The following is a 22,551-nucleotide window of genomic DNA, read 5'->3' as shown; positions in this document are numbered from 1 at the left end:
AGATCAAATTGCTCTCAAAGAGAGCAGACTTTTGTCCTGATTCCCCGTCCTCGTATGAGTTCTGTCGCTGCTCCCCTGATGTTTCTGATCTATCCTGTTTGAACGTAACTTCGTATTATTTTGGGAGGCAATAATTTCGGATGAATGATGAACTATCGCTGCTTCATCGTGTTAATTTCCCATTGTTATCCTTAAGTCTGATCTTTTAGGGAGTGGGTCGAGTCAGGCAGTGTAACGGTTACTGTTGTGCCCTGATTTTTGCCGGGGCTATCCAAGTGAATTTTGCCACCCATTAGTTCTACCAATCTTTTGCAAATTGCAAGACCCAGACCCGTACCGCCATAACGTCGTTTGATAGAACCATCTTCCTGAACGAATGGTTCTAGTAACAGTTCCCTTTGACTGATTTCGATCCCGATTCCAGTATCCACCACCGTAATTTCAATGTTGGGCGGCTCCTCTTGTTTGATAATCTTAATGCGGACTGAACCCGTTTCAGTGAATTTGAAAGCATTAGAAAGGAGGTTGGTCAAAACCTGCCTAAGTTTACATTTATCCGTATAAACGCGATTCACTTCACACTCAATCATCAAGGTTACAGCCTTGCGTTGACTTTCCAGGCTGAAGAGGTCGCGTAATTCTTCCAACAGAGACCCAAGATTGACAGGTTCCAATTCAACCGCCATACTACCTGCCTCAATCTTAGTAATGTCCAAAACATCGTTAATCATATCGATGATGTTTCTAACAGATTTCTCTGCCAATTGGATGTATTTATTTAACTCTTCCGTATTCTTATAAAACCCTTTTCTCAGGATTTGTAAACAGTTGAGTGTAGAGGCTAGAGGAGTTCGCAATTCGTGACTGGTTGAGGCGAGAAAGCTGGATTTTAAACGACTTGATTCCTCCGCAACAACACGAGCGATATTTAGTTCTAGATTATGCCGTTCAAGTTGATATAGGCGATTTTGCATGATTGCCATGGCGAGGTGAAGCGAGAGCGACTCAATCAACTCAATGTCTTCACGAGTCCATTGGGGAGGTTGGCTCTTTTGATATTCTCGCCAAACTTCAAAGGATGCGCGAGGTCGCTGCTGGCGCTGATCTTTATCCCAATATCCTGCCCACAAGGTTTCGATTTCGATGGCATTCCGGAAGATTGTGAGGCAACCTAGGGACTCTGAACCATGATAGAGAGGCATCACCAGCAGCCCTCGGATCGGGGTCGGTCGAAATGCCTGGGTTAAAGATTCCAGTTGAGGGTCTTCGTAGAGGTCGGGGATAATCTGTAGATGGAGGGAATCACCACCTTGGGACGGTTGAGTTTCCGGCTGCATCAGTGGTTGCCAGAAGGAGTTTTCTTCGAGCAAGGCTGGTTGCTCTTGTGTTGAGAGTGCAGGCTGCGTACCGCAGGTATAGAGAGTTCTGACGTTTTTATCGGTTTCGCTCAGGTAAAGTCTGCCACCGGAACCCGAAGCCGCCCTGACAATTTGTTCTAAGACAAGTTGCAGGATTTCTGGCATGTTACGGGGTGAGTGCAGCAGATGGGTGATCTGATTGATTAGGGTTTCCCGACGGACTTGCTTTCGGGCTTGAGTGAGGAGTTCGGATTGAGCGATCGCAATTGACAGTTGATCGGCGATGAGCTGAACAAGCTGAAGTTCTTCTTCCTTAAAAGCTCGTGGCTGGGAGTGATGAGAGACTAACAAGCCCCAGAGATGCTCTTGATGGAGGATGGGCACTACCAGGGAAGAGAGTACCCCCATGGCGGTCAGATAATCCAGATGGCAGGAGTCTACCGGACGCTGAAGAATATCACCGATCGGTTGTAGGCGGATGTCCTCCAACGAAAGATCCACAATTGATCGAGGAGCTGCATTGCTACTTAAAATGATTTGCTGAGCTGCCACATCGACAATAGACCGTTGATGTGCTTTCACAAACATTTCACGCGCCTGGGGGGGAATATCTCCTGCGGGAAAGTTCAGTCCCAGTAGAGACGGTAATCGATCAATCGCGATCGACTCCGCAACAACCTGACCACTTTCATCCGGATGAAACCGATAGACTTTGACCCGGTCTGTTTGCAAAAAAGAACGTACTTCTGTAACCGTCGCTGTCAAGATTTCCTGCAATTCCAGTGACTGACGAATGCGACTCGTTATGCCATGTAACAATCCCCCATAAGCCAGAAAGTCCGACATGCTCTTGGTTTTTTTCGGAGGACTCATTTCTATTTTTTGTTATTAAATTAGTATTTTAGTTAACTTCAAGATAATGATTCTTGATGATATATTTTAGGATTTAAGAATAAAAATAATTTTTGTAAATTTTTTAGGGTTTCACCTTTACAAGGGGAGCAATTTCTTTTCATACCGAGTTGCGTTCAGACGATGTACTTTCTCTCCCCCTTGTCCCCCTTGTCCCCCTTGTCCTCCTTGTCCCCCTATCTACTATCTTTGACTGCAACTTCGTATCAGTTCTGCTTGGGCTAAGAGGGGTTCAGTTTAACAAAAAAAGCTCCTGCATAAACAGGAGCTTTTCCAATATCTCAGCTTTAGCTTTTAAGAAAATCCAGCAACCTAGTCAAGGTCGGGCATGGACATCACCGGCTCAGTAGCACGGTCGATTCCTTTCTCAAATCCAGCCACTGCCGCACGGGCGCGACCCGCGTGCCACAGGTGACCGACAAGGAAGAAGAAGCCCATGACAAAGTGGAAACAAGCCAACCAAGAACGCGGAGACACATAGTTAAAGGAGTTGATCTCCGTAGCCACACCACCCACGGAGTTCAAAGAACCCAGAGGAGCATGTGTCATGTACTCAGCCGCACGGCGAGCTTGCCAAGGCTGAATATCATTGTTGATCTTGTTCAGGTCAAGACCGTTGGGTCCACGCAAAGGCTCTAACCAGGGGCCTTGGAAATCCCAGAAGCGCATTGTTTCACCACCGAAGATGATTTCGCCAGTGGGAGAGCGCATCAGATATTTACCCAGACCCGTGGGGCCTTGAGCAGAACCGACGTTAGCACCTAAGCGTTGGTCACGAATCAAGAAAGTTAAGGCTTGAGCTTGAGAAGCCTCAGGACCAGTGGGGCCGTAGAATTCGCTGGGGTAAGCGGTATTGTTAAACCAGACAAAGCAAGCGGCAATGAAACCCATCATGGACAAAGCGCCCAAGCTGTAGGAGAGGTAAGCTTCTCCAGACCAGATGGAGGCGCGACGAGACCAAGCAAACGGCTTAGTCAGGATGTGCCAAATGCCACCAGCGATACAGACCAAGCCGACCCAAATATGACCGCCGATGATGTCTTCCATGTTGTTGACGCTGATAATCCAGCCTTCGCCACCGAAGGGAGCCTTCAGCAGGTAACCGAAGATAATGGCTGGGTTCAGAGTCGGGTTAGTAATGACACGCACGTCACCACCACCGGGTGCCCAAGTGTCATACACACCACCAAAGAACATCGCCTTGGCGACCAACAGCAGGGCACCCAATCCCAACATGATCAGGTGGAAGCCCAAGATGGTGGTCATCTTGTTCTTGTCTTTCCAGTCATAACCAAAGAAGGAGGAGTACTCTTCTAAGGTTTCTGGGCCACGAACAGCGTGATAGATACCGCCTAAGCCTAAAACGGCAGAGGAGATGAGGTGCAGCACACCGACCACAAAGTAGGGGAAGGTATCGATAACTTCACCACCAGGGCCAACACCCCAGCCCAGAGTGGCTAGGTGAGGCAGTAAGATTAAGCCCTGTTCGTACATGGGCTTTTCGGGTACAAAGTGAGCGACCTCAAACAAGGTCATAGCTCCAGCCCAGAAGACAATGAGTCCAGAGTGGGCAACGTGAGCACCCAACAATTTACCGGAGAGGTTGATCAGACGGGCATTACCAGCCCACCAGGCAAAACCTGATGATTCTTGGTCACGATTTCCCGCAACGATTGAATTACTAGAGAGTGTTACCACTGGGTAGTACCTCTTTCAAAATGATGGATGATAAACCAGGAGTGATGAATGCTGAAGAGTGAGAATTCAGCACTCATCCTTAATATTGTTTTACAGAGCATTACCGCGAGGAAGAACTTCCTCAGGGAACTCAAAGTGCTCGTGGGGTTGGTCTTGAGGAGCCATCCAAGCCCGTAGACCTTCGTTCAACAGAATGTTTTTGGTGTAGAACGTTTCAAACTCTGGGTCTTCGGCGGCTCGTAACTCTTGAGAGACGAAGTCATAAGCCCGAAGGTTCAGCGCTAAGCCAATAATCCCAATCGAGGCCATCCACAATCCCGTCACGGGCACGAACAGCATGAAGAAGTGCAACCAGCGCTTGTTGGAGAAGGCAATTCCGAAGATTTGCGACCAGAAGCGGTTAGCGGTGACCATGGAATAGGTCTCTTCCGCTTGGGTGGGGTTGAACGCCCGGAAGGTGTTGGCTTTGTCCCCGTCTTCAAACAGGGTGTTCTCTACGGTTGCCCCGTGGATGGCGCACAGCAGCGCTCCACCTAATACACCCGCCACTCCCATCATGTGGAAGGGGTTGAGGGTGAAGTTGTGGAACCCTTGTACGAACAGGATGAAGCGGAAAATTCCCGCCACTCCAAAGCTGGGAGCAAAGAACCAGCTTGACTGTCCCAAGGGGTACATCAAAAACACGCTGACGAATACGGCAATCGGTGCAGAGAACGCAATGGCGTTGTAAGGACGAATCCCCACCAACCGTGAGATTTCAAATTGCCGGAGCATGAACCCGATTAAACCGAAGGCTCCGTGCAGGGCGACAAAGGGCCACAACCCGCCGATTTGGCACCAACGGATGAAGTTGCCTTGGGCTTCGGGTCCCCACAACAACAGCAGGGAGTGTCCCATGCTGTCGGCAGGCGTTGATACGGCGGCGGTCAGGAAGTTACAGCCTTCTAGGTAAGAAGAGGCCAATCCGTGGGTGTACCACGAGGTGACAAAGGTGGTGCCGGTCAGCCAGCCGCCTAGCGCTAGGTAAGCGCAGGGGAACAGCAGCAGGCCGGACCAGCCGACGAAAACGAAGCGATCGCGCTTTAGCCAGTCGTCGAGGACGTCAAACCATCCTCTCGTACTTGCCGCGCGTCCGACTGCTATTGTCATAGTTTCAAATCCTCTGACATTAATGAGAAAGCAAGGATTCCAGTTTGACGCTTTCGCGTAGGGTTGTTGACATCTCCACCGCTAGATCAGCGTGAAGTTCCTGCGAGGCTAGCCTGTCAGGCTAACTTCTCTCAGAAAGGATGTGTCAGGTACCCACTACCACTCACTAGACTATTAGCTCGTGGCTGTTTAATGTTTCTTAACTTATCACATTTTTACGCCGCTACCCCGATCTCCTGTAAAGGAGGTAAGGCTTGTAGCGTTTACTTTCTAATCATAATGGATATCAAATTTTTTACAAATTGACACATACGTCCTCAGAATTTCTGGAAGTCCGCTCTGTCTTTGCTAAAAATGCCATAGTAATGGCAGAGTGTGTTATGCAAATCGTGAGATAGAGGGGGCCGGATTGTTCCATGACAGCACAAACAACCCAGCGCGAGAATCGCGTCATTAGTCAGCCGATTTTAGGATCTCGCCGATTCAGTAACTACTGGTGGGCAATCATTGTTTCTGTGGGAGCAACAGGCTTTTTCTTGGCAGCGCTCTCAAGTTACACCAAGGTGAATCTGCTTCCCGTTGGAGATGCGACTCAGTTAATATTTATCCCTCAGGGGGCGGCGATGGGGTTCTATGGCCTTGCAGGTCTGCTCTTAGCCCTTTACCTGTGGCTGGTTATTTTGTTGGACGTTGGGGGCGGTTACAATGAATTCAGCAAAGAAACTGGTATGGTGAAAATTTTTCGCTGGGGATTTCCTGGGAAGAACCGTCGTATCGAGTTTAGCTGTCGCCTACAAGATGTCCAGTCGATTCGAGTAGAGATCAAAGAAGGTCTTAACCCAAAGAGAGCGCTTTATCTGCGGGCTAAAGATCGCCGAGAAATTCCTCTGACTCGCGTTGGGCAGCCCCTATCCTTGTCTGAACTGGAAAATCAGGGCGCAGAAATCGCTCGTTTTCTGGCAGTTCCCCTAGAGGGCTTGTAAATCAATTTTGTAATTCATGCTGTTGAGTGGGAACAGATCTGCTTACTATGATTCAGTAGCTAAGGCTACAAGAACGGTGAATTAAACATGCAGATAAAAATCCAGCGTTGGTTATCGATACTTTTGATTGTTGTAGGTTTGGTGATGGGGGGATGTAGTACGCAAGAAGCGACTCCCCTCAAATCCAGTAACCCAAAAGCCGCTGAAACAGCCTCTGCTCCAGCGGCTGAGCGACCCAGTTCTCAGCAGAGTAATTTGCCAAGACTGGACGGAAAGGCCACAGTGGTACTCAAGGTAAAAGGCTCACCGATCACCATCGAAGTTGATGGAACCAATGCCCCTATTACAGCAGGAAATTTTGTAGACCTTGTCCAGCGAGGCGTCTACAATGGGCTAGTTTTTCACCGGGTTGTGCGAAACCCGGAACCCTTTGTTGTTCAAGGCGGTGATCCTCAAGGGAAAGATGAAAAATTTCCTGTAGAACGCTTGGGAACAGGTGGTTTTATCGATCCCCAAACCAAGCAAGAACGCTATGTCCCTCTGGAGATTAAGCCCAAAGACGCACAAGAGCCGATCTATAGCCAAACGTTCGAGAAAGCCGGTATTACTGTTCCCCCTCAACTCAAACATACTCGTGGTGCGGTGGCGATGGCTCGCTCAACTCCCCCGGACTCGGCTTCGTCACAGTTTTATATTTCCCTAGCCGAACTACAATTTTTGGATGGGAACTATGCGGTTTTTGGGTATGTCACCGATGGAATGAACGTGGTGGACAAGATTCAGCAGGGCGATCGCATTGAGTCAGCTAAGGTGACCAAAGGAATCGAAAATCTCAAGAAATAGTGGGTTCGCCCATCTCCACACTCTACGCTCTACCCCTTCAAAGCTGTTGGCTGAAAATCCCCTCGATAGTTTAGACTTGATGAGGTTTGCTGGAACACTTGGGAGCAATTAGCTTTGGCTGCGGTGGAGGTAGTCGTTACTGGCATCGGTTTGCTCTCAGCTTTAGGTAGTCTGGAATCTAGCTGGCAGCATCTGACCCATGGAAAATCTGGCATCCAGCAGCATCAACTATTTCCAGAGTTTCCCTCCCGTCCCCTAGCGCTGATCGGTCAAACTGTAACGTCCCTCAAAACGCTCACGCAGCAGGTTGTGGCAGATGCCCTTCAGGATGCTGATTTACCTCTGCCATTGCCCGACTGTGGCGTGGTGATTGGCTCAAGTCGTAGCTGTCAGGCATCATGGGAGCAACTCGCCAAAAGACTGGGGAGAAGACAAGATGGGGACACTCAAAGATTGACTGGGGAAACAAAGGGATATGGCGAGTTTGAAGAACTCTCCCCATTCCTGGGTGTTCCCCTTTCAACGTCTTCTTCCCCATCCCCAATCCTAAACTTAGACAATTGGTTGGATACGCTACCGCACAGCGCCGCGATTACAGCCGCTCGTCAAGTTGGGTCACTAGGGCCGGTGCTTGCACCGATGGCGGCTTGTGCGACAGGAATCTGGGCGATCGCTCAAGGCATGGAACTGATCCAGACCGGTCAATGTCAACGAGTTATTGCGGGTGCAGTTGAAGCTCCCATCACTCCACTCACTCTGACCGGATTCGATAAAATGGGTGCTCTGGCTCAAACAGGGGCTTACCCTTTTGATCAGCGGCGGGAAGGTTTAGTCTTAGGAGAAGGAGCGGCTGTCTTAGTCTTAGAGTCAGCCGACTTGGTCATCCATCGAGGTGCTCGAGTTTATGGAAAGTTATTGGGGTTTGGTTTGACGAGTGATGCTTATCATGTCAGTGCCCCAAATCCAGATCGACGCAGTGCGATCGCCGCTGTCCAGCAATGTCTAGAACGGAGTCATCTTTCCTCATCGGATATTGACTACATTCACGCTCATGGTACCGCTACCCAACTCAACGACTACAACGAAGCTGAGTTGATTCAGAGGGTGTTTACAAGGCAGGTTCCGGTTAGTTCGACCAAAGGAGCAACAGGTCATACTCTGGGGGCATCTGGAGCCTTAGGCGTGGCTTTTTGTTTGAAAGCCTTAGAGCATCAACTTTTACCCCCTTGTGTGGGGTTGACGGAACCCGATTTTGAGTTAGATTTCGTAAACACACCTCGCCCAAGCCAGATTCGGCAGGTGCTATGTTTAAGTTTTGGATTTGGCGGTCAGAATGCGGTGCTAGCTTTGGCTCAGGCATCAACGTGAGCCATCGCAATCTTTAGACGAGCGACAGATGTCAAGCTAAAATCAAGCAATTTGTGAGACTAACGATGCAGTTTTCTCTCCTATGGAACTGAAATCGCATAAATTTATATCCTTTTTTGAGCCTGAACAAGCTTCAGAACTATGCCGCATAGCGATTGTCGAAGACTTACCTGATCAGACCCTGATTTTTGATGAAGGCGATCCCGCCGATTTCTTGTACCTGGTTTTAGCCGGTCAAGTGGAGTTTAGAAAACGAATCAGCCCTAATCACTATCAAACCCTAACCAAAGCTCTGCCGAATGGTTTTTTCGGGGAACTTGGAATTTTGGATGGACAACCCCGAAGCACTCAAGCCATTGCTTGTCAAGAGGCCACTTTAGCCAAGATTCCAGGTAATGGTCTGATGCAAATCTTGGAAAACACAAAAGGCAGTGTAGCCATTAAGTTATTTAGTTACATGATTCAACGTCTCAGGGACTCCACAGACGAATATGTGAAACAAGTGGTTCACAAAGAAAAAATGGTTCTGCTTGGGGAGATGCTGAACACGGTTATCCATGATTTTAAAAGTCCTTTGAGTGGGATTAATCTAGCTAGTGGCATGATTCAAGAGCTTCACTCAGATGAAGAGACCGTTGAATGGTGCTATTTGATTCAAGCCCAGGCTCATCGAATGTCAGCCATGGCAGAAGAATTCTTGGAATTTGTGCGGGGCAATTCCGTATTAAATAAACAGCCAATTAACCTTGCTGTGGTATTGCAGCTTTTTGAAAAACTCAATCGTGTTTACTTCCACGAGGCACAGGTTGAGTTTGTGATTCAAGCAGCAGACGTAGTCGTGAATGTTGATGAAAACAAACTCTTGCGTGTTGTACAAAATTTGGTGGGGAATGCGGTTGAGGCGTTTAAGGGCTGTGGGGGGCGTGTGGAACTGACCGCTTGGGTGAACGAGTCAGGCGTAAATATCAAGATTCGCGATAACGGCCCAGGCATTCCAGAAGCGATTAAAGACCGCTTATTTGAGGCATTTGTCACCTATGGGAAACATAGTGGCACGGGATTGGGAACCGCGATCGCCAAATCGATTATTGATGCTCATGGGGGGCAGATTTCTTTTGAGTCCAGTTGCCAGGAAGGAACGACTTTTTACATCAATCTGCCGTTGTGAAGGGGATAAAGAATGCCCGCACCCTGAAGGGTGGGGCTATACGAACGAAGCCTGCCTACGCAGGCTAGAATTAGCAAGTTTATCAGCCAGGGGGAGAAAGCTTGACGTTAAAAGGGCGCTCCTTAGCTGAGTTCCCAGTCGGAGATGAGGGATTTTTGGCGATGGTGCTGCGCTTGGTTACGAATGTAATCAGCGATTTGATCAATTTGATTGCCACTGACTGTAAATGCGCCATAGCCACCTTGCCATTTGAAAAATTCTCCTGGTTTGATTTCAGAGCTGACTAGATGGGAAGAGTTGCCTTTAACTTTGCCGACGAGTTCGGATATAGTCAACTTGGGCGGAAAACCAGTTAATAGGTGAACGTGTTCTGTCATACCGCTAATGGTAATTACTGTGCATTCTAATTGGCTACATTGCTTAACAATTGCGGCATAAATGACTTCCTGAATGTCTGGTGTTACTAAGGGTAATCTATCCCAAGTTCCCCAAACTAGGTGAAGGTACAACTGTGTAAAATTTCGATGCATGTCCCTCTTGTAAAGAAAACCCGCACCCTGAAGAGTGGGGCTATACGAGCAAAGTCCTCACTAAAGCTCCGGCTCTACGCGGGCTACAATTATTCAGCCTGCGTAGGCAGGCTTCGTTTGTATAGTCGCGAGTTCACTCGTTCGGCTTGTCTGGTACAAGATGATAGCTCAATCGAGTATTCCTGATTTTTTCATCAATTTCCTAATGTTTGCGGGAACTTGATTCATCTCGACAGGATATCCATGAAAAAAACCATTGTTGGCGTTATCTGTGCGATTCTCGTAGTCAAATCTATAGAACCGTCTGTTGTGATAACTGTACACTCTGGTACCCAAAGGAAAGCCCCGCTTTAGAACTCTCTGAGCTGTTTGCTCATCGAGATCCATAAGTGTTCCCGCACCACCACCTTGATGCTTGGGTATTGGATTATACCTTCTGCCATTCAAATTAAGGTTAATAACATTGCGTGGGTTACGGATTTGCGACCCTCTTCTTCGCGGTAATCGAATGCGTGGTCTTTTGGCTATCTGTGAATTTAGCGGCAAAGGCAAAATATCTCGTTGTCCTTGCTGCGTATAAGCCTCACTAGATTCTCCAAAAACTGAGAGTACAATTATTAATGCAATTGATAGAGTTAACCATCGATTAAACATATAAAATCCTATCAATATATGAAAAAATTAAGCGTATTTAACCTGAATTGATGGAATCTCAATCCGACGATTGGCGTTAACAACAACATCAATAATTCCATGACCTCCCTTACCTGGTTTGACAAGGCGATATTCAATCAAAACGCCATCTTGTCCAGCAATATTGGAATAAGCTGTATAGCTTGTGGGCTTCGACCAAGACGTAAAATCGTTATAGTCTTGATAGGTTGGCAGAATTGCTGCTTGTACTTCTTGATGACTCATCCTTTGATTTTCCCGCATATATTGGGCTGCAATAGCCATACCAATAGCGGAAGGCCCAGCAAAGGATGCAACACTCGGTTCACTGTCCCGCATTTGGGGAAAGCCGAAAGCAATATTTTTACCCAGTTGCTCACTACGTTCAGCCGCCAAAACAACAGAATACTGAAAGCTATTAACTTCTGCTACAGCAACATTAGTAAAACTATTGCCGATAAATTTACTTTGAGCCAATTGAGCCTCTAACCTTCTGTCATACCATTCTTGGCTGCGCCTTCCCCAAGCATGACGGGCTAGAGCAAAAGCACCTTGAAGTAAAGCCCCAAAGGCTGCATCCATGAGTGCGCCCCTCAGCAGGAGAAACAAAAAAGCATCTGCTGGCTTAGGATTGTGTAGACCGAGATTAACAACAAAGGAAGCACTACCCAAGGCACCATACTGAATAAAGTCTCTGCGCTTCATCGATTTATTTCCTTAAAATATCTTCAACAACCCAAATAAGGGGACAACTATCAGAGTTTTTTCGTGGTCGGACACATTCAGTTTCTAAAGCGAGACTACGAGTATTTCTAACATCTATAGGCCAGCGAATTTTATCGCCTCTACTGACAGTTTGCTCGCCGTAAAAGTTACCGTCTTTGTAGACTGATAGGCGAACGATTACAGAACCATCAAGAGCGGAACTATCTTCCCTAAGTCCAAACGAAAGGGTTAAGGTTTTAAATTGAGGAGCTGCGTTCACGGGTGCAAGCCGACAAGCAACTTTGGTAGGATGATCCCTATCAATTCCTGTTCCCAAAAAACTCCCGTCGCCTAGATAAGCAACAGCTCTAAAGATTTCACGGCCTATAGGGATATCTTCATTTATAGTTCTGTACCCACCCATACCTCCTATCCTCCGACATCCCATCTCACCTAGAGAAGCAACTCCAGATGAACGGCGGTTTGGAGCCTTTTGAGCCTGTGCGTCAATTGCTGTAGCGATTAAGACTGCTGCTACAACTAAACTAGAGATAACTCTACCTATATTCATTTCACCTCTCAAAGCTTAAATCGGCTTGCTGATAACCTTCCTTGTGTAGACACCCAAAACTGCAAGCCCATTCTTAAGAGTATGTCAATGTTTTTTGAGTACTCACCTCAGTATTAATACTGAATTGTCTCAGCATTAATACTGAGGTGATTCAACTCTGCTGTTGAGCTCTCCAGCCTGCGTAGGCAGGCTTTGTTTGTATAGCCGCGAGTTCACTCGTTCGGCTTCCTCCCCCAGGCTCCAGCCCATTAGGATGAAAAGGGAGCATCCCCGCCAAAAGAGACAGCCATGAGCCAAACCGAACAAATTCTCTCTCAGCTACCCGGCAATCTTCTAGAACGCCTTCGGAGTGCAGATCAAGCTTGGCAAGCGTTGCGGGACGACACAGCCCCCATTCCCTTTGTGGTCAAAGAAAGCCAAGAGGCTTTAGGAACCGTGGATTGGGATGTGGTTATCTGTGGTGGCACATTAGGCATTTTAATCGGCGCAGCCCTGCAAAAACGAGGTTGGAGAGTGGCTTTAATTGAACGAGGAATTTTGCGGGGTAGGGAACAGGAGTGGAATATTTCTCGCAAAGAATTAGAAATATTTTTAGAACTTGAGCTACTTTCTCAAGCGGAATTAGAACAAGCGATCGCAACCGAATATAACCCGGCTCGCATCAGCTTTCACCAAGGCCCCGATTTCTGGATACGGGATGTTCTCAACATAGGAGTTGACCCAATTTTTCTCCTCGATACCCTCAAGTCAAAATTTATAGAAGCAGGGGGACAACTGTTTGAAAAGACATCGTTCGAGGGTGCTGTCGTTCATCCCGATGGGGTTTTTGTTGATGCCGCAGGTGGATTAAAAACACGGTTGCTCATCGACGCGATGGGACATTTTTCGCCCATTATCAAACAAGCACGACAAGGCGAAAAACCAGAAGGCGTCTGCTTAGTTGTTGGTAGTTGCGCTCAAGGCTTTCCTCAAAATGAAACAGGCGATTTAATCGTTTCTTTTACACCCATCCAAAATCAATGCCAATATTTTTGGGAAGCATTTCCGGCACGGGATGGTAGAACCACTTATTTATTCACCTATCTGGATGCTCACCCAGAACGCCCCAGTTTGGAGTTTTTATTCGAGGAATACCTGCGCCTGTTGCCAGAATACCAAGCTGTCGAATTATCCCAACTTGATTTTAAACGGGTGCTGTTTGGCTTCTTTCCTGCCTACCGTGACTCGCCGATTCGTCTGCCATGGAGCCGAATTTTACCCGTGGGTGATAGCAGTGGGGGTCAATCTCCTGTAAGTTTTGGTGGGTTTGGCTCCATGGTGAGACATCTCAAGCGCCTGACGGAAGGAATCCATGAAGCCCTGGAATATGATGCTTTAACCCAAAATGCCTTAAAACAGTTACAGCCTTATCAACCGAATATCGCCGTCACCTGGTTATTTCAACGAGCGATGAGCGTTGGGATCAACCAACAGTTACCTCCCAATCAAATTAACCAACTTCTCACCGGCGTCTTTCAGGCAATGGAACAGCTAGGAGACGATGTACTGCGCCCCTTCTTACAAGACGTTGTCCAATTTTCAGGACTATCCAAAACATTATTAGTCACGTCACTCACTAAACCGGGACTTGTATTGCCTGTGATTCCTCAAGTCGGCCTGATAACACTTTTAGATTGGCTGATTCATTACATTAATCTAGCCATCTATACCGGCTTATATCCGTTAGGGCCGCTCATCAGTGGCTCTGTAAAAACACTACCACCAATTCCTCAATATTACTGCCGCCGTTGGATTGAATCATGGCGCTATGGGTCTGGGAATGACCATTGAGTGAGAAACTTAAACATTAAAAAATAGGCGGAACAGAATATTTCCTGTAGAGGTTTTAAGTTTTGTATACTGGCTTACAGCGAAACCGGGAAATCGACACAGAGTAGCAATCACTAAACCATGAAAGTAGCAATTACTGGAGCAACTGGATTTGTGGGCAGTCGCCTTGTGGAGCAACTCCAGGCACAAGGACATCAGCCGCTTATATTCACCCGCAATCGGGAAGCGGCGTTACGCAAGTTCCCCAATTTGGAAGTTGTAGCCTATACGCCGACTGAATCCGGTGACTGGCAAAAAGCGATCGCAGGTTGTGATGCTGTAGTACATCTCGCTGGAGAACCGATCGCAGAGAGTCGGTGGACACCGCAGCACAAACAGGAGATTCTCAACAGCCGCAAGTTGGGCACGCAAAAAATAGTAGAAGCCATTGCTCAAGCGAATCCCAAGCCACAAGTCTTAGTGAACGCTTCTGCGATCGGCTACTACGGAACAAGCGAAACCGCTACCTTTGACGAAACCAGTCCTGCGGGTAACGATTTTCTCGCCGAAGTCTGTCAAGCTTGGGAAGCCGAAGCCCAGAAGGTGAAAGAGGCCGGTGTCCGACTGGTGATTCTCCGGTTTGGGATTGTCCTAGGAGATGGTGGCGCACTTGCCAAAATGATACCCCCATTCCAATTCTTTGCGGGTGGCCCCATTGGTACAGGTCAGCAGTGGTTTGCTTGGATTCACCGGGAAGACCTTGTCAACTTGATTATGGAAGCTTTAAACCGATCTGACATGGAGGGTGTTTTCAATGCCACTGCACCCAATCCCGTCCGGATGTCAGAACTCTCTGAGAAGCTGGGGGATGTTCTCCATCGTCCTTCCTGGTTGCCAGTGCCTAGTTTCGCCCTAGAAGCGCTGCTGGGCGAAGGGGCTAAAGTTGTTTTAGAAGGTCAACAGGTACTTCCCAAAAGAACCATTAGCTATGGTTTTAAATATCAATATCCCATCGTCAAGGAAGCTTTGGCAGAAATTTTGAGTTCTAGCTAGAACAGACTGAATTAATTTTAGCCCTTGTTGGAGTTTGGGGGAGGGAATCACTATCTCATCCCCTCTTTCACTTTTGGAGGCCAGAGGTGATGAGCGCGAGAGTGAAAAAACGGCGATCGCTTCATCGATGCAGTGCTAAGTCTTTAGTGCTGAAAGTGGCTGGCCGATTAGAGCCAATCAAAGACAGGACTTGGAGTTGAGGACTGACGTTGAGTCAATAGCCGTTTGCTCTTTAAGTCGAACTCAGTTTATGACTGCATCTGCGGTGGCGTAAGAATCTGGCTTGGAGCCGTCAACGTCTGATCGGCTTCAACCCCTGCATCGGTCTTATCCTGCACGCGCTCAATTTTCGCTCCCAATTGCCGCAATTTCCCTTCCAAGTCATAGTAACCCCGATCTAAATGGTGCAGGCGCTGAATCGTTGTTTTTCCATCAGCCGCTAGCGCAGCTATCACCAACGCAGCTGAGGCTCGTAAGTCTGTGGCAACAACAGGAGCACCGGATAACATCGATACCCCTCGGATTAGGGCATGTTTCCCTTTCACACGAATATCTGCGCCCATGCGATTTAACTCAGCAACATGACCCAGACGATTCTCAAAAACCGTTTCGGTAATCACGCTGTCTCCTTCACTCTTGGTTAAGAGTGCCATAAACGGCGCTTGCATATCTGTCGGAAAGCCTGGATAAGGCAAGGTTTCAATATCCGTTGCCCGGAGTCGTCCTGGCACAAGCCGCAGGCAATTGGGTTCCTCGGCAATCACCTTAGCTCCAATGTCTTGTAGCTTAGCAATGACAGCCGTAAGATGATCGGGCACAACAGGAGAGATGGTGATTTCAGAGTGGGTAATGGCTCCAGCCACTAAAAAGGTTCCTGCCTCAATGCGGTCAGGAATAATCGGGTAGTCCACCGAGTGTAAGTTGGGAACACCGGAAATGACAATGGTGTTTGTGCCAGCACCGCGAATCCTGGCTCCCATGGCTCGACAGAAATTCGCCAAATCTACAACTTCTGGCTCCTGGGCGGCGTTTTCCAGCGTTGTTTCGCCTTCGGCTAATGTTGCCGCCATCATCAGGGTTTCCGTGGCTCCCACACTGGGGTAGTCCAGGTAAATTTTTGCCCCTTTTAATTTGGGGTTTCGTCCAGGAACATAGGCATGAACCATGCCATGATCGATGTGTACCTCTGCTCCCATCGCTTGTAAACCCCGGACATGGAGGTCTACGGGTCTAGCACCAATGGCACAACCCCCTGGTAAAGGGACACGCGCCGCTCCCAATCGCGCCAGCACCGGACCAATCACAAAGAAACTAGCTCGTAGCTGGCTGACCAATTCGTAAGGCGCTTGGGACTGTTGGAGGTGACGAGCATCAATGTCTAGGGTGTCACCGTTACGTTCTATCTTCAGACCTAGAGCCGCTAAAATCTGGCTCATTCGTGCCACGTCTACCAGAGAGGGCACATTACGCAGTCGGCAATCATCAGGACAAAGTATAGCCCCCGCCATGATGGCTAAGGCCGAGTTTTTGGCTCCACTAATTTTGACATGACCGTGTAGGGGATTTCCGCCCCAAATCTGTAACACGGATTTGTCTTCTTCGGGTAAAGAGTGGCTATCTGTCAGGCTGAGAGAGTGATTGATGGGTCTATCCTCCAGAATCAGGGAATTCCTTTGCATTTTTTAAAATTTGGTTCTGATTCTACCTGAAAGATTTTAAATGTCTACATAAAAGCCAGCTTAATCGTCCACGAGTTTTGCCTTTAACCCTGTTTTCAAGACCTGGGAAAAAAATTAGTTGACAAACTCTCAAAATTACGGCAGGATAATAAACTGCGTGGAAAAAACGCAAGCGGAACTGGCGGAATTGGTAGACGCGCTAGATTCAGGTTCTAGTGTCTGCAAAGACTTCCGGGTTCAAGTCCCGGGTTCCGCATCCTCCAATTTTGGATGCCAAAATTTTAGATTTTGGATTGATCACCCATCTAAAATCCAAGTCTAAAATCTTAAAATTACGATGCTGACCAGTATTCAGAATTCTCTTGTCAAGCAAATTAAAAAGCTACACCATGCCAAGGGGCGGCGAGAGCAGCAACTTTTTTTGCTAGAGGGAACTCATCTATTAGAGGGGAGCATCCCAATTTTGCAAGAAGGCAAGAGAACGGGAAGTTTATTCGCGATTTTTACTCGCGAATAAAGGCCGACTAGGCGGATGTTGCCCTAACTGCGACAATTTAATTAGTTAGGGAGCCTCTTTATGACAATGACACCAGAAGACAAAAAACTTTTAGCCGACCATATCAAGGCGATAGCTAAAATTCTCTATAAAAATACTCCACAAGAGAAAATTGAGACGTTAGAGGGTATTGAAACAGCGGTGCGCGACCAAGTGCTAGAACATGTCAGCCCCCAAATAACCTTTTTTTTATCGGAGAAAAGACGGGAACAGAATCGGGACGCATCCGAACGATAAGAAGTTGTGTGGGTCGGATAAAAATCACTCAAAAACAAGCGTCACGTTTAGGAATTGAGCCGTATCGACGGTTAAGTCCTCTTCTGGAAAAATGCTGTTTATTACTTGCAGCAAATGAATCATTTCAAGATGCAGAGAATGACCTGAAAGTCTTGACCGGGGTAGAAGTAGGTCACAGCACTCATCATCGCCAAGCCCAGAAAGTAGAGCTATCGCCACCTAATATTAAACAAAAACTGACAGAAGTTTGTCTCGATGGTGGGAAAGTGCGTTTACGCTCACAGGAAAAAGGTAAACCCGCCTACTGGAAGGAGTATAAAACCGGACGACTACAAGGAATATATTACGGAGCCTTCTTTCAAGATAATTTTTCTCTAATTAATTGGGTGAACAGCCAAAACCTGGCTCGAACCATTTATTGCTTGGGTGATGGACACGATGGGGTGTGGAACCTATTTGCACAAATAGCCGACGACCAGACCCGACAAGAAATTCTTGACTGGTATCATTTGAAAGAGAACCTCTATAAAATTCAGGCATCGAAAAAGTTTTTAGAACAAATCGAAGCAGATTTGTGGCAAGGAGTGGTCGAAGAAGCGATTAGTAAACTCCGGAAAACTAACTATGTCGGGGCTACTAACTTTATAAGTTATCTACGTAAACATAGGCATCGCTTAGTCAATTATATGTACTTTCAAGCCGAACAATTAAGTTCGATTGCTTCGGGAGCTGTAGAGTCTGCGGTCAAACAGATAGACAAGCGGCTACAAATAGTCGGCGCTCAATGGAAGTCCCAAAATTTACCGCAAATGCTGCAACTGCGGTGCGCTTATCTGAATCGACAGCTTGCTCCAAGCGCTTAAAAAACCCAAAAACAGTATGAAAAGAAGCACGCTGCTTTTTTTCGCGAGTTACAATCGCGAATAATTAGGATTTATCTTTATGCCTCGAAAGACTTCCAAGGATATTGAGCGAGATAAACTCGCTCGATTTGAGCGTATTAAAAAGGCGATAGCAGCGTTAGAAAAACAACAAAGACAAATATTAAAACAGGGTGAGCTGGCTCCATCCGGGGCTTGGGTAGCGCGTTATCAAGTTCGGCAAAATAATAAGAAATATTGGTACTACAAATTACAAGTGCCGACTCCATACTTCCCATGCGCGACCTCCGAAGAGTTGAGTAAATACAAGCATCTGGGGAAAGCTGGTACTACTGACCATATAGATGCTGTCATGTCTGTTTTTAGGCGTTCTGTTATCGATGAGATACAGAAGCTCATCCGTTCCCTAGATGATTGCTTGCTGGATATTACTTCTGGAGCCGAGCAGGAGGAAGAAAAACCGCAGGATTGAATCTCCCGAAGTATTCGCGATTATTACTCGCGAATAATGGCTGTCCCTTTATTTTTGCACAATTGGGATGCTCCCTATTAGAGGAAGCTTGTGCGGTAGGTTACCCATTGGTCACGGTTTGCTGTACGCCCGAATGGCAAGAACGTCATCAGCCGCTTTGGGAAGATGCGGCTTCGCGCTGTCAACGAGCCGAATTGGTGAGTCCTGAAGTCCTGAAGGCGATCGCCACAACAGTTCAACCCGATGGGGTTGTGGCAACGGCACAGCGTCGCCTTGTGCCTGACACCGTAGTCTCTCCCGGAATGCCGACCCTAACGGGTATCGGTCTGGCTCTAGAGACGATACAAGATCCAGGTAATCTGGGTACCATTATTCGCACAGCCGCAGCCGCAGGTGCCGAGTGCTTGTGGTTGAGTACGGATAGTGTGGACATTGATAACCCAAAGGTGTTACGTTCTTCATCGGGTCAGTGGTTCCGGCTGCCTGTGACAGTCAGTCCTGATTTGCAACAAGTTGTTAGCCAATGTCAGGCTCAAGGAATACAAGTCGTCGCCACCCTCCCAGATGCCACATTGAATTACTGGGACATTGATTTATGTAGTCCTACCCTAATTCTGCTAGGCAATGAGGCGGCTGGACTGAGAACGGACTTAGCTATCCAAGCGGATCGACAGGTCAAAATTCCTCTAATGCCAGGAGTCGAGTCCTTAAATGTGGCGATCGCTGCCGCTTTGATGCTATACGAAGCCCAACGTCAACGCCACAAGAAGGGTTGAAGGTTGTTCTGCGTAACCCCTGTAACGGCTGGCGGCGAAAATTGAAAAGCTCAAGCTATTTTTATGATCGGTTAATGAGTGAATTGAAAACTGGCTCACCATCAACTCGTCTGTTCACCCTCCCCATCGAATATCCCCGGTGGTGGCAGATGTTTGTCCTCCAAAAACGCATCCAGATCAGCCGCTGCTTCTTCCCACAAATTGGAGTTTGGTTGACTTCTTGAAGGAAAGTCACCTTCTACGGGAAAATCAGATTCAGCGGTTTGAGGAGCTGGAGGCAAGATATTGTCTAATTGCTCCAGCGATTCCCGAAAAGCTCTGTCCGCAGCACTCCGTAGATTTGGCTGATGCTCTTGCATAATGATTGACTCCCAAAACGCCTTTTAATTGCAGAACAGCCGATGAAAACTTCTAAGATACATCAAGATGCTTGGGGAAGTTTGAAGTCCATAATCAGCTCAATTGGCTCATCCTCCAATTTGGACAACAACCAAACTCGTCATAACACTTGAGATTTTAGTTGGGCGGAGAAACTCAAACCACAACTGTAGCTAGGGTTCCCGCTATGGCACCCAGAGGAACGAGTGAATTAAACTAAATACTTGTGTTCATAGATTGCACAAGTTAAGAATAGGGAGGGCGATAGGCATTACACAGATGAATGTTAGTCAAGAATTTGATTACGATTTGGTGATTATTGGAGCTGGTGTGGGCGGGCATGGCGCGGCTTTACACGCCGTTAGCTGTGGATTGAAAACCGCGATTATTGAAGCGGCACAGATGGGGGGTACCTGTGTTAACCGAGGCTGTATCCCATCAAAAGCCTTATTGGCAGCATCAGGGCGGGTGCGGGAGTTACGGAACGCCCACCACCTCAAGTCCTTAGGGATTCAGGTGGGAAGTGTGGAGTTCGATCGCCCAGCGATCGCCAGCCACGCAACCAATCTGGTGAGTAAAATTCGCGGCGATCTCACCAACAGCCTCAAACGTCTAGGTGTTGATATTATTCAGGGCTGGGGTAAGGTAGCTGGGCCGCAAAAAGTTACTGTGGCTACAGACAGCGGCGAAAAAACCATTACGGCAAAAGATATTATTTTATCCACAGGTTCCATTCCTTTCGTCCCTCCGGGGATAGAGATTGATGGCAAAACGGTGTTTACTAGTGACGATGCCGTAAAGCTCGACTGGTTACCAGACTGGGTCGCCATTATTGGCAGTGGTTACATTGGTCTGGAGTTTGCTGATGTTTACACGGCTCTAGGGTCTGAAATTACGATGATCGAAGCCCTCGATCAATTGATGCCGACCTTTGACCCAGATATTGCTAAATTGGCAACACGCATTCTGATCACACCCCGTGATATTGAAACCCATGTGGGTGTGTTTGCCACAAAAGTGATTCCGGGTTCACCCGTGGTGATTGAACTGACGAACCCCAAAACCAAAGAAGTCGTGGATGTTCTGGAAGTGGATGCCTGCTTGGTGGCAACCGGTCGGATTCCAGCCACCAAAAATCTAGGGCTAGACGCGGTGGGGGCCCAAACGGATCGCAGGGGCTTTATTCCGGTCAATGAGACGATGGCAGTTCTGTCAGGAGGTGAACCAGTACCACATTTGTGGGCGATTGGCGATGCAACAGGTCAAATGATGCTGGCTCATGCCGCCTCAGCTCAAGGAATTGCGGCAGTCGAAAATATGTGTGGTCGTCACCGTACTGTAGACTATCGCAGCATCCCCGCCGCCGCCTTTACTCATCCAGAAATTAGCTATGTGGGACTGACAGAACCCGCCGCTAAAGAACTGGGAGAGAAAGAGGGATTTGAGGTCGCCTCGGTTCGGTCATACTTTAAGGGGAATTCTAAAGCGATCGCAGAAGGAGAAGCCGATGGTCTTGCTAAAGTGATCTACCGCCAAGATACAGGCGAAGTCCTCGGTGTTCATATTTTGGGACTCCACGCCTCAGATTTGATTCATGAGGCATCCAATGCGATCGCACAGCGCCAGTCTGTTAACACTCTCGCCTACTTAGTCCATGCTCACCCCACCCTCTCGGAAGTGTTGGATGAAGCCTACAAACGAGCTGTGCTGAGTCATTAGTCAGTTCAACATTGTCAGTTGACCTAAAACCAATGACCTATGACCAATGACCCATAACCCACTCATGCAAATTCGCCGACGCCCACCGAGTCCCCCTGTTGATATCAGCATCGTTCGTTATCAAGTTAAAGTCCCAGACGCTGAACCACGCCATATCCTGGAAGAAATTGTCTGGCACAAAGAGGCAGAAATTGACCAGATGCGAGAACGCTTGCCTTTGGTGGAATTGCGTAAGCGGGTGCAAACCGCACCGACTCCCCGTGACTTTCAAGCCGCCTTGCTCTGTGGTAAAACCCGGCCTGCCCTGATTGCTGAAGTCAAAAAGGCATCACCCAGTAAGGGTGTGATCCGTGAGGATTTTGAGCCAGTTGCGATCGCTCAAGCTTACCAAAAAGGCGGGGCGACAGCTATCTCTGTACTGACGGATCAAAAATTCTTTCAGGGCAGTTGGGAAAATCTGAGTCAGGTTCGTGCTGCCATTGACTTGCCAGTCTTATGTAAAGAGTTCATTATCTATCCTTATCAAATCTATCTCGCCCGCGCTTATGGAGCTGATGCGGTTTTATTGATTGCCGCTATTCTGTCCGATCAAGACCTCCAGTACTTTGTCAAAATTACGAAATCTTTGTCCATGACCCCCTTGATTGAGGTTCATACTCTTGAAGAGTTAGACCGCGTGTTATCTCTAGATGGGGTTACCCTAGTGGGTATTAATAATCGCAACTTGGAAGACTTTTCGATTGATCTGCAAACAACCTGTGATCTGCTAGAGGTGCGGAGTCATCAGCTCCAAGAGCGGAATATAGCGGTTGTCAGCGAATCGGGACTTCACACAACTGCTGATTTGGAACAAGTGGCCTGTGCAGGGGCAACTGCCGTTCTCATCGGTGAGTCATTGGTGAAACAGCCTGATCCAGCTATTGCGATCGCCGATTTGTTTGCCAAGGCATGACTTCCTAGGAATAGTTCATTCAATGGCGAGAACTCTCAGGGGCTTTTAAGATGCACAAGTGAGTTTCCGGCTCACTTAAAGC

Annotated in this window: 19 protein-coding genes, 1 tRNA gene and 1 pseudogene; 13 read left to right on the top strand and 8 right to left on the bottom strand. The window is 47.7% G+C overall.

Annotation, left to right across the window (positions count from 1 at the left end; translation table 11 throughout):
* Nucleotides 1-191: 191 nt before the first annotated feature.
* The 3 genes from MIC7113_RS27505 to psbD form a co-directional block, all read right to left on the bottom strand.
* Nucleotides 192-2,231, bottom strand: coding sequence for a GAF domain-containing protein (locus MIC7113_RS27505; RefSeq protein WP_015185469.1), 2,040 nt, complete (start codon nt 2,229-2,231; stop codon nt 192-194).
* Between the two features lie 351 nt (nt 2,232-2,582).
* Nucleotides 2,583-3,968, bottom strand: coding sequence for a photosystem II reaction center protein CP43 (psbC, locus tag MIC7113_RS27500; protein ID WP_015185468.1), 1,386 nt, complete (start codon nt 3,966-3,968; stop codon nt 2,583-2,585).
* A 90-nt stretch (nt 3,969-4,058) separates the two neighbouring features.
* Complete coding sequence (psbD, locus tag MIC7113_RS27495) at nt 4,059-5,117, bottom strand: photosystem II D2 protein (photosystem q(a) protein) (RefSeq protein WP_015185257.1); 1,059 nt, start codon at nt 5,115-5,117, stop codon at nt 4,059-4,061.
* Between the two features lie 416 nt (nt 5,118-5,533).
* Between psbD and MIC7113_RS27490 the strand changes: the two genes are divergently transcribed.
* The 4 genes from MIC7113_RS27490 (at nt 5,534) to MIC7113_RS27475 (ending at nt 9,479) form a co-directional block, all read left to right on the top strand.
* Nucleotides 5,534-6,100 (top strand): photosystem I assembly protein Ycf4, encoded by a 567-nt coding sequence (locus tag MIC7113_RS27490; RefSeq protein ID WP_015185467.1) that lies wholly within the window; start codon nt 5,534-5,536, stop codon nt 6,098-6,100.
* A gap of 87 nt (nt 6,101-6,187) precedes the next feature.
* Entirely contained in the window at nt 6,188-6,943 is a 756-nt protein-coding gene (locus tag MIC7113_RS27485; protein ID WP_015185466.1) for a peptidylprolyl isomerase, read from the top strand.
* Between the two features lie 114 nt (nt 6,944-7,057).
* Nucleotides 7,058-8,311 (top strand): beta-ketoacyl-ACP synthase, encoded by a 1,254-nt coding sequence (locus MIC7113_RS27480; RefSeq protein WP_015185465.1) that lies wholly within the window; start codon nt 7,058-7,060, stop codon nt 8,309-8,311.
* An 82-nt stretch (nt 8,312-8,393) separates the two neighbouring features.
* The gene (locus tag MIC7113_RS27475) at nt 8,394-9,479 is read left to right on the top strand and encodes a sensor histidine kinase (protein WP_015185464.1); all 1,086 of its coding nucleotides are present in this window, start codon (nt 8,394-8,396) and stop codon (nt 9,477-9,479) included.
* Between the two features lie 122 nt (nt 9,480-9,601).
* On the opposite strand, the gene tnpA is transcribed toward MIC7113_RS27475, so the two are convergent.
* From tnpA to MIC7113_RS27455, 3 genes are all read right to left on the bottom strand, one after another.
* Nucleotides 9,602-10,009, bottom strand: coding sequence for an IS200/IS605 family transposase (gene tnpA / locus MIC7113_RS27470; protein ID WP_015185463.1), 408 nt, complete (start codon nt 10,007-10,009; stop codon nt 9,602-9,604).
* Between the two features lie 681 nt (nt 10,010-10,690).
* Entirely contained in the window at nt 10,691-11,386 is a 696-nt protein-coding gene (locus MIC7113_RS27460; protein ID WP_015185461.1) for a hypothetical protein, read from the bottom strand.
* A gap of 4 nt (nt 11,387-11,390) precedes the next feature.
* Entirely contained in the window at nt 11,391-11,957 is a 567-nt protein-coding gene (locus tag MIC7113_RS27455; protein ID WP_015185460.1) for a hypothetical protein, read from the bottom strand.
* A 288-nt stretch (nt 11,958-12,245) separates the two neighbouring features.
* On the opposite strand from MIC7113_RS27455, the gene MIC7113_RS27450 reads away from it, so the two are divergent.
* Entirely contained in the window at nt 12,246-13,787 is a 1,542-nt protein-coding gene (locus tag MIC7113_RS27450) for an FAD-dependent oxidoreductase (RefSeq protein ID WP_015185459.1), read from the top strand.
* A gap of 120 nt (nt 13,788-13,907) precedes the next feature.
* Nucleotides 13,908-14,819, top strand: a complete 912-nt coding sequence (thyD, locus tag MIC7113_RS27445; protein ID WP_015185458.1) for a thylakoid membrane protein ThyD — start codon at nt 13,908-13,910, stop codon at nt 14,817-14,819.
* Between the two features lie 248 nt (nt 14,820-15,067).
* Here the strand turns inward: thyD and murA are convergent, their stop codons facing one another.
* Complete coding sequence (gene murA, locus MIC7113_RS27440; protein WP_015185457.1) at nt 15,068-16,498, bottom strand: UDP-N-acetylglucosamine 1-carboxyvinyltransferase; 1,431 nt, start codon at nt 16,496-16,498, stop codon at nt 15,068-15,070.
* A 172-nt stretch (nt 16,499-16,670) separates the two neighbouring features.
* On the opposite strand from murA, the gene MIC7113_RS27435 reads away from it, so the two are divergent.
* From MIC7113_RS27435 to MIC7113_RS27410, 5 genes and pseudogenes are all read left to right on the top strand, one after another.
* A tRNA-Leu gene (locus MIC7113_RS27435) sits at nt 16,671-16,754 on the top strand.
* A gap of 81 nt (nt 16,755-16,835) precedes the next feature.
* Nucleotides 16,836-16,946 (top strand): annotated as a pseudogene (locus tag MIC7113_RS36905) (TrmH family RNA methyltransferase); the annotation flags it as partial.
* Nucleotides 16,947-17,075: 129 nt separating this feature from the next.
* Nucleotides 17,076-18,154, top strand: a protein-coding gene (locus tag MIC7113_RS27420) for an ISKra4-like element ISMic1 family transposase (RefSeq protein ID WP_076612115.1) whose coding sequence is annotated in 2 segments (ribosomal slippage) — nt 17,076-17,237 and nt 17,240-18,154 — 1,077 coding nt in all. Because the reading frame shifts where the segments join, the coding sequence is not laid out codon by codon here.
* Between the two features lie 79 nt (nt 18,155-18,233).
* A complete protein-coding gene (locus tag MIC7113_RS27415) occupies nt 18,234-18,644 on the top strand; it encodes a hypothetical protein (RefSeq protein ID WP_015180238.1) in 411 nt (136 codons plus the stop codon).
* Nucleotides 18,641-19,420 carry a TrmH family RNA methyltransferase gene (locus MIC7113_RS27410; RefSeq protein WP_015185455.1) on the top strand — a complete coding sequence of 260 codons (780 nt, stop codon included), beginning with the start codon at nt 18,641-18,643 and terminating at the stop codon, nt 19,418-19,420. The genes MIC7113_RS27415 and MIC7113_RS27410 overlap by 4 nt, the downstream gene beginning before the upstream one ends.
* Nucleotides 19,421-19,521: 101 nt before the next feature.
* Here MIC7113_RS27410 and MIC7113_RS27405 read toward each other — a convergent pair whose 3' ends face one another.
* Nucleotides 19,522-19,779 (bottom strand): hypothetical protein, encoded by a 258-nt coding sequence (locus tag MIC7113_RS27405; protein WP_015185454.1) that lies wholly within the window; start codon nt 19,777-19,779, stop codon nt 19,522-19,524.
* Nucleotides 19,780-20,077: 298 nt separating this feature from the next.
* Between MIC7113_RS27405 and lpdA the strand changes: the two genes are divergently transcribed.
* Together lpdA and trpC are read left to right on the top strand one after the other, a co-directional pair.
* Nucleotides 20,078-21,517 carry a dihydrolipoyl dehydrogenase gene (gene lpdA / locus MIC7113_RS27400; protein ID WP_015185453.1) on the top strand — a complete coding sequence of 480 codons (1,440 nt, stop codon included), beginning with the start codon at nt 20,078-20,080 and terminating at the stop codon, nt 21,515-21,517.
* 64 nt (nt 21,518-21,581) lie between these two features.
* Nucleotides 21,582-22,469: an indole-3-glycerol phosphate synthase TrpC gene (trpC, locus tag MIC7113_RS27395; protein WP_041781345.1), complete on the top strand. Its 888-nt coding sequence runs from the start codon at nt 21,582-21,584 to the stop codon at nt 22,467-22,469.
* Nucleotides 22,470-22,551: the final 82 nt, after the last annotated feature.

The organism is Allocoleopsis franciscana PCC 7113, from assembly GCF_000317515.1.
GTDB lineage: Bacteria > Cyanobacteriota > Cyanobacteriia > Cyanobacteriales > Coleofasciculaceae > Allocoleopsis > Allocoleopsis franciscana.
The sequence above is the reverse complement of the archived record's forward strand: the minus strand, read 5'-3'. Positions and strand labels throughout refer to the sequence as shown.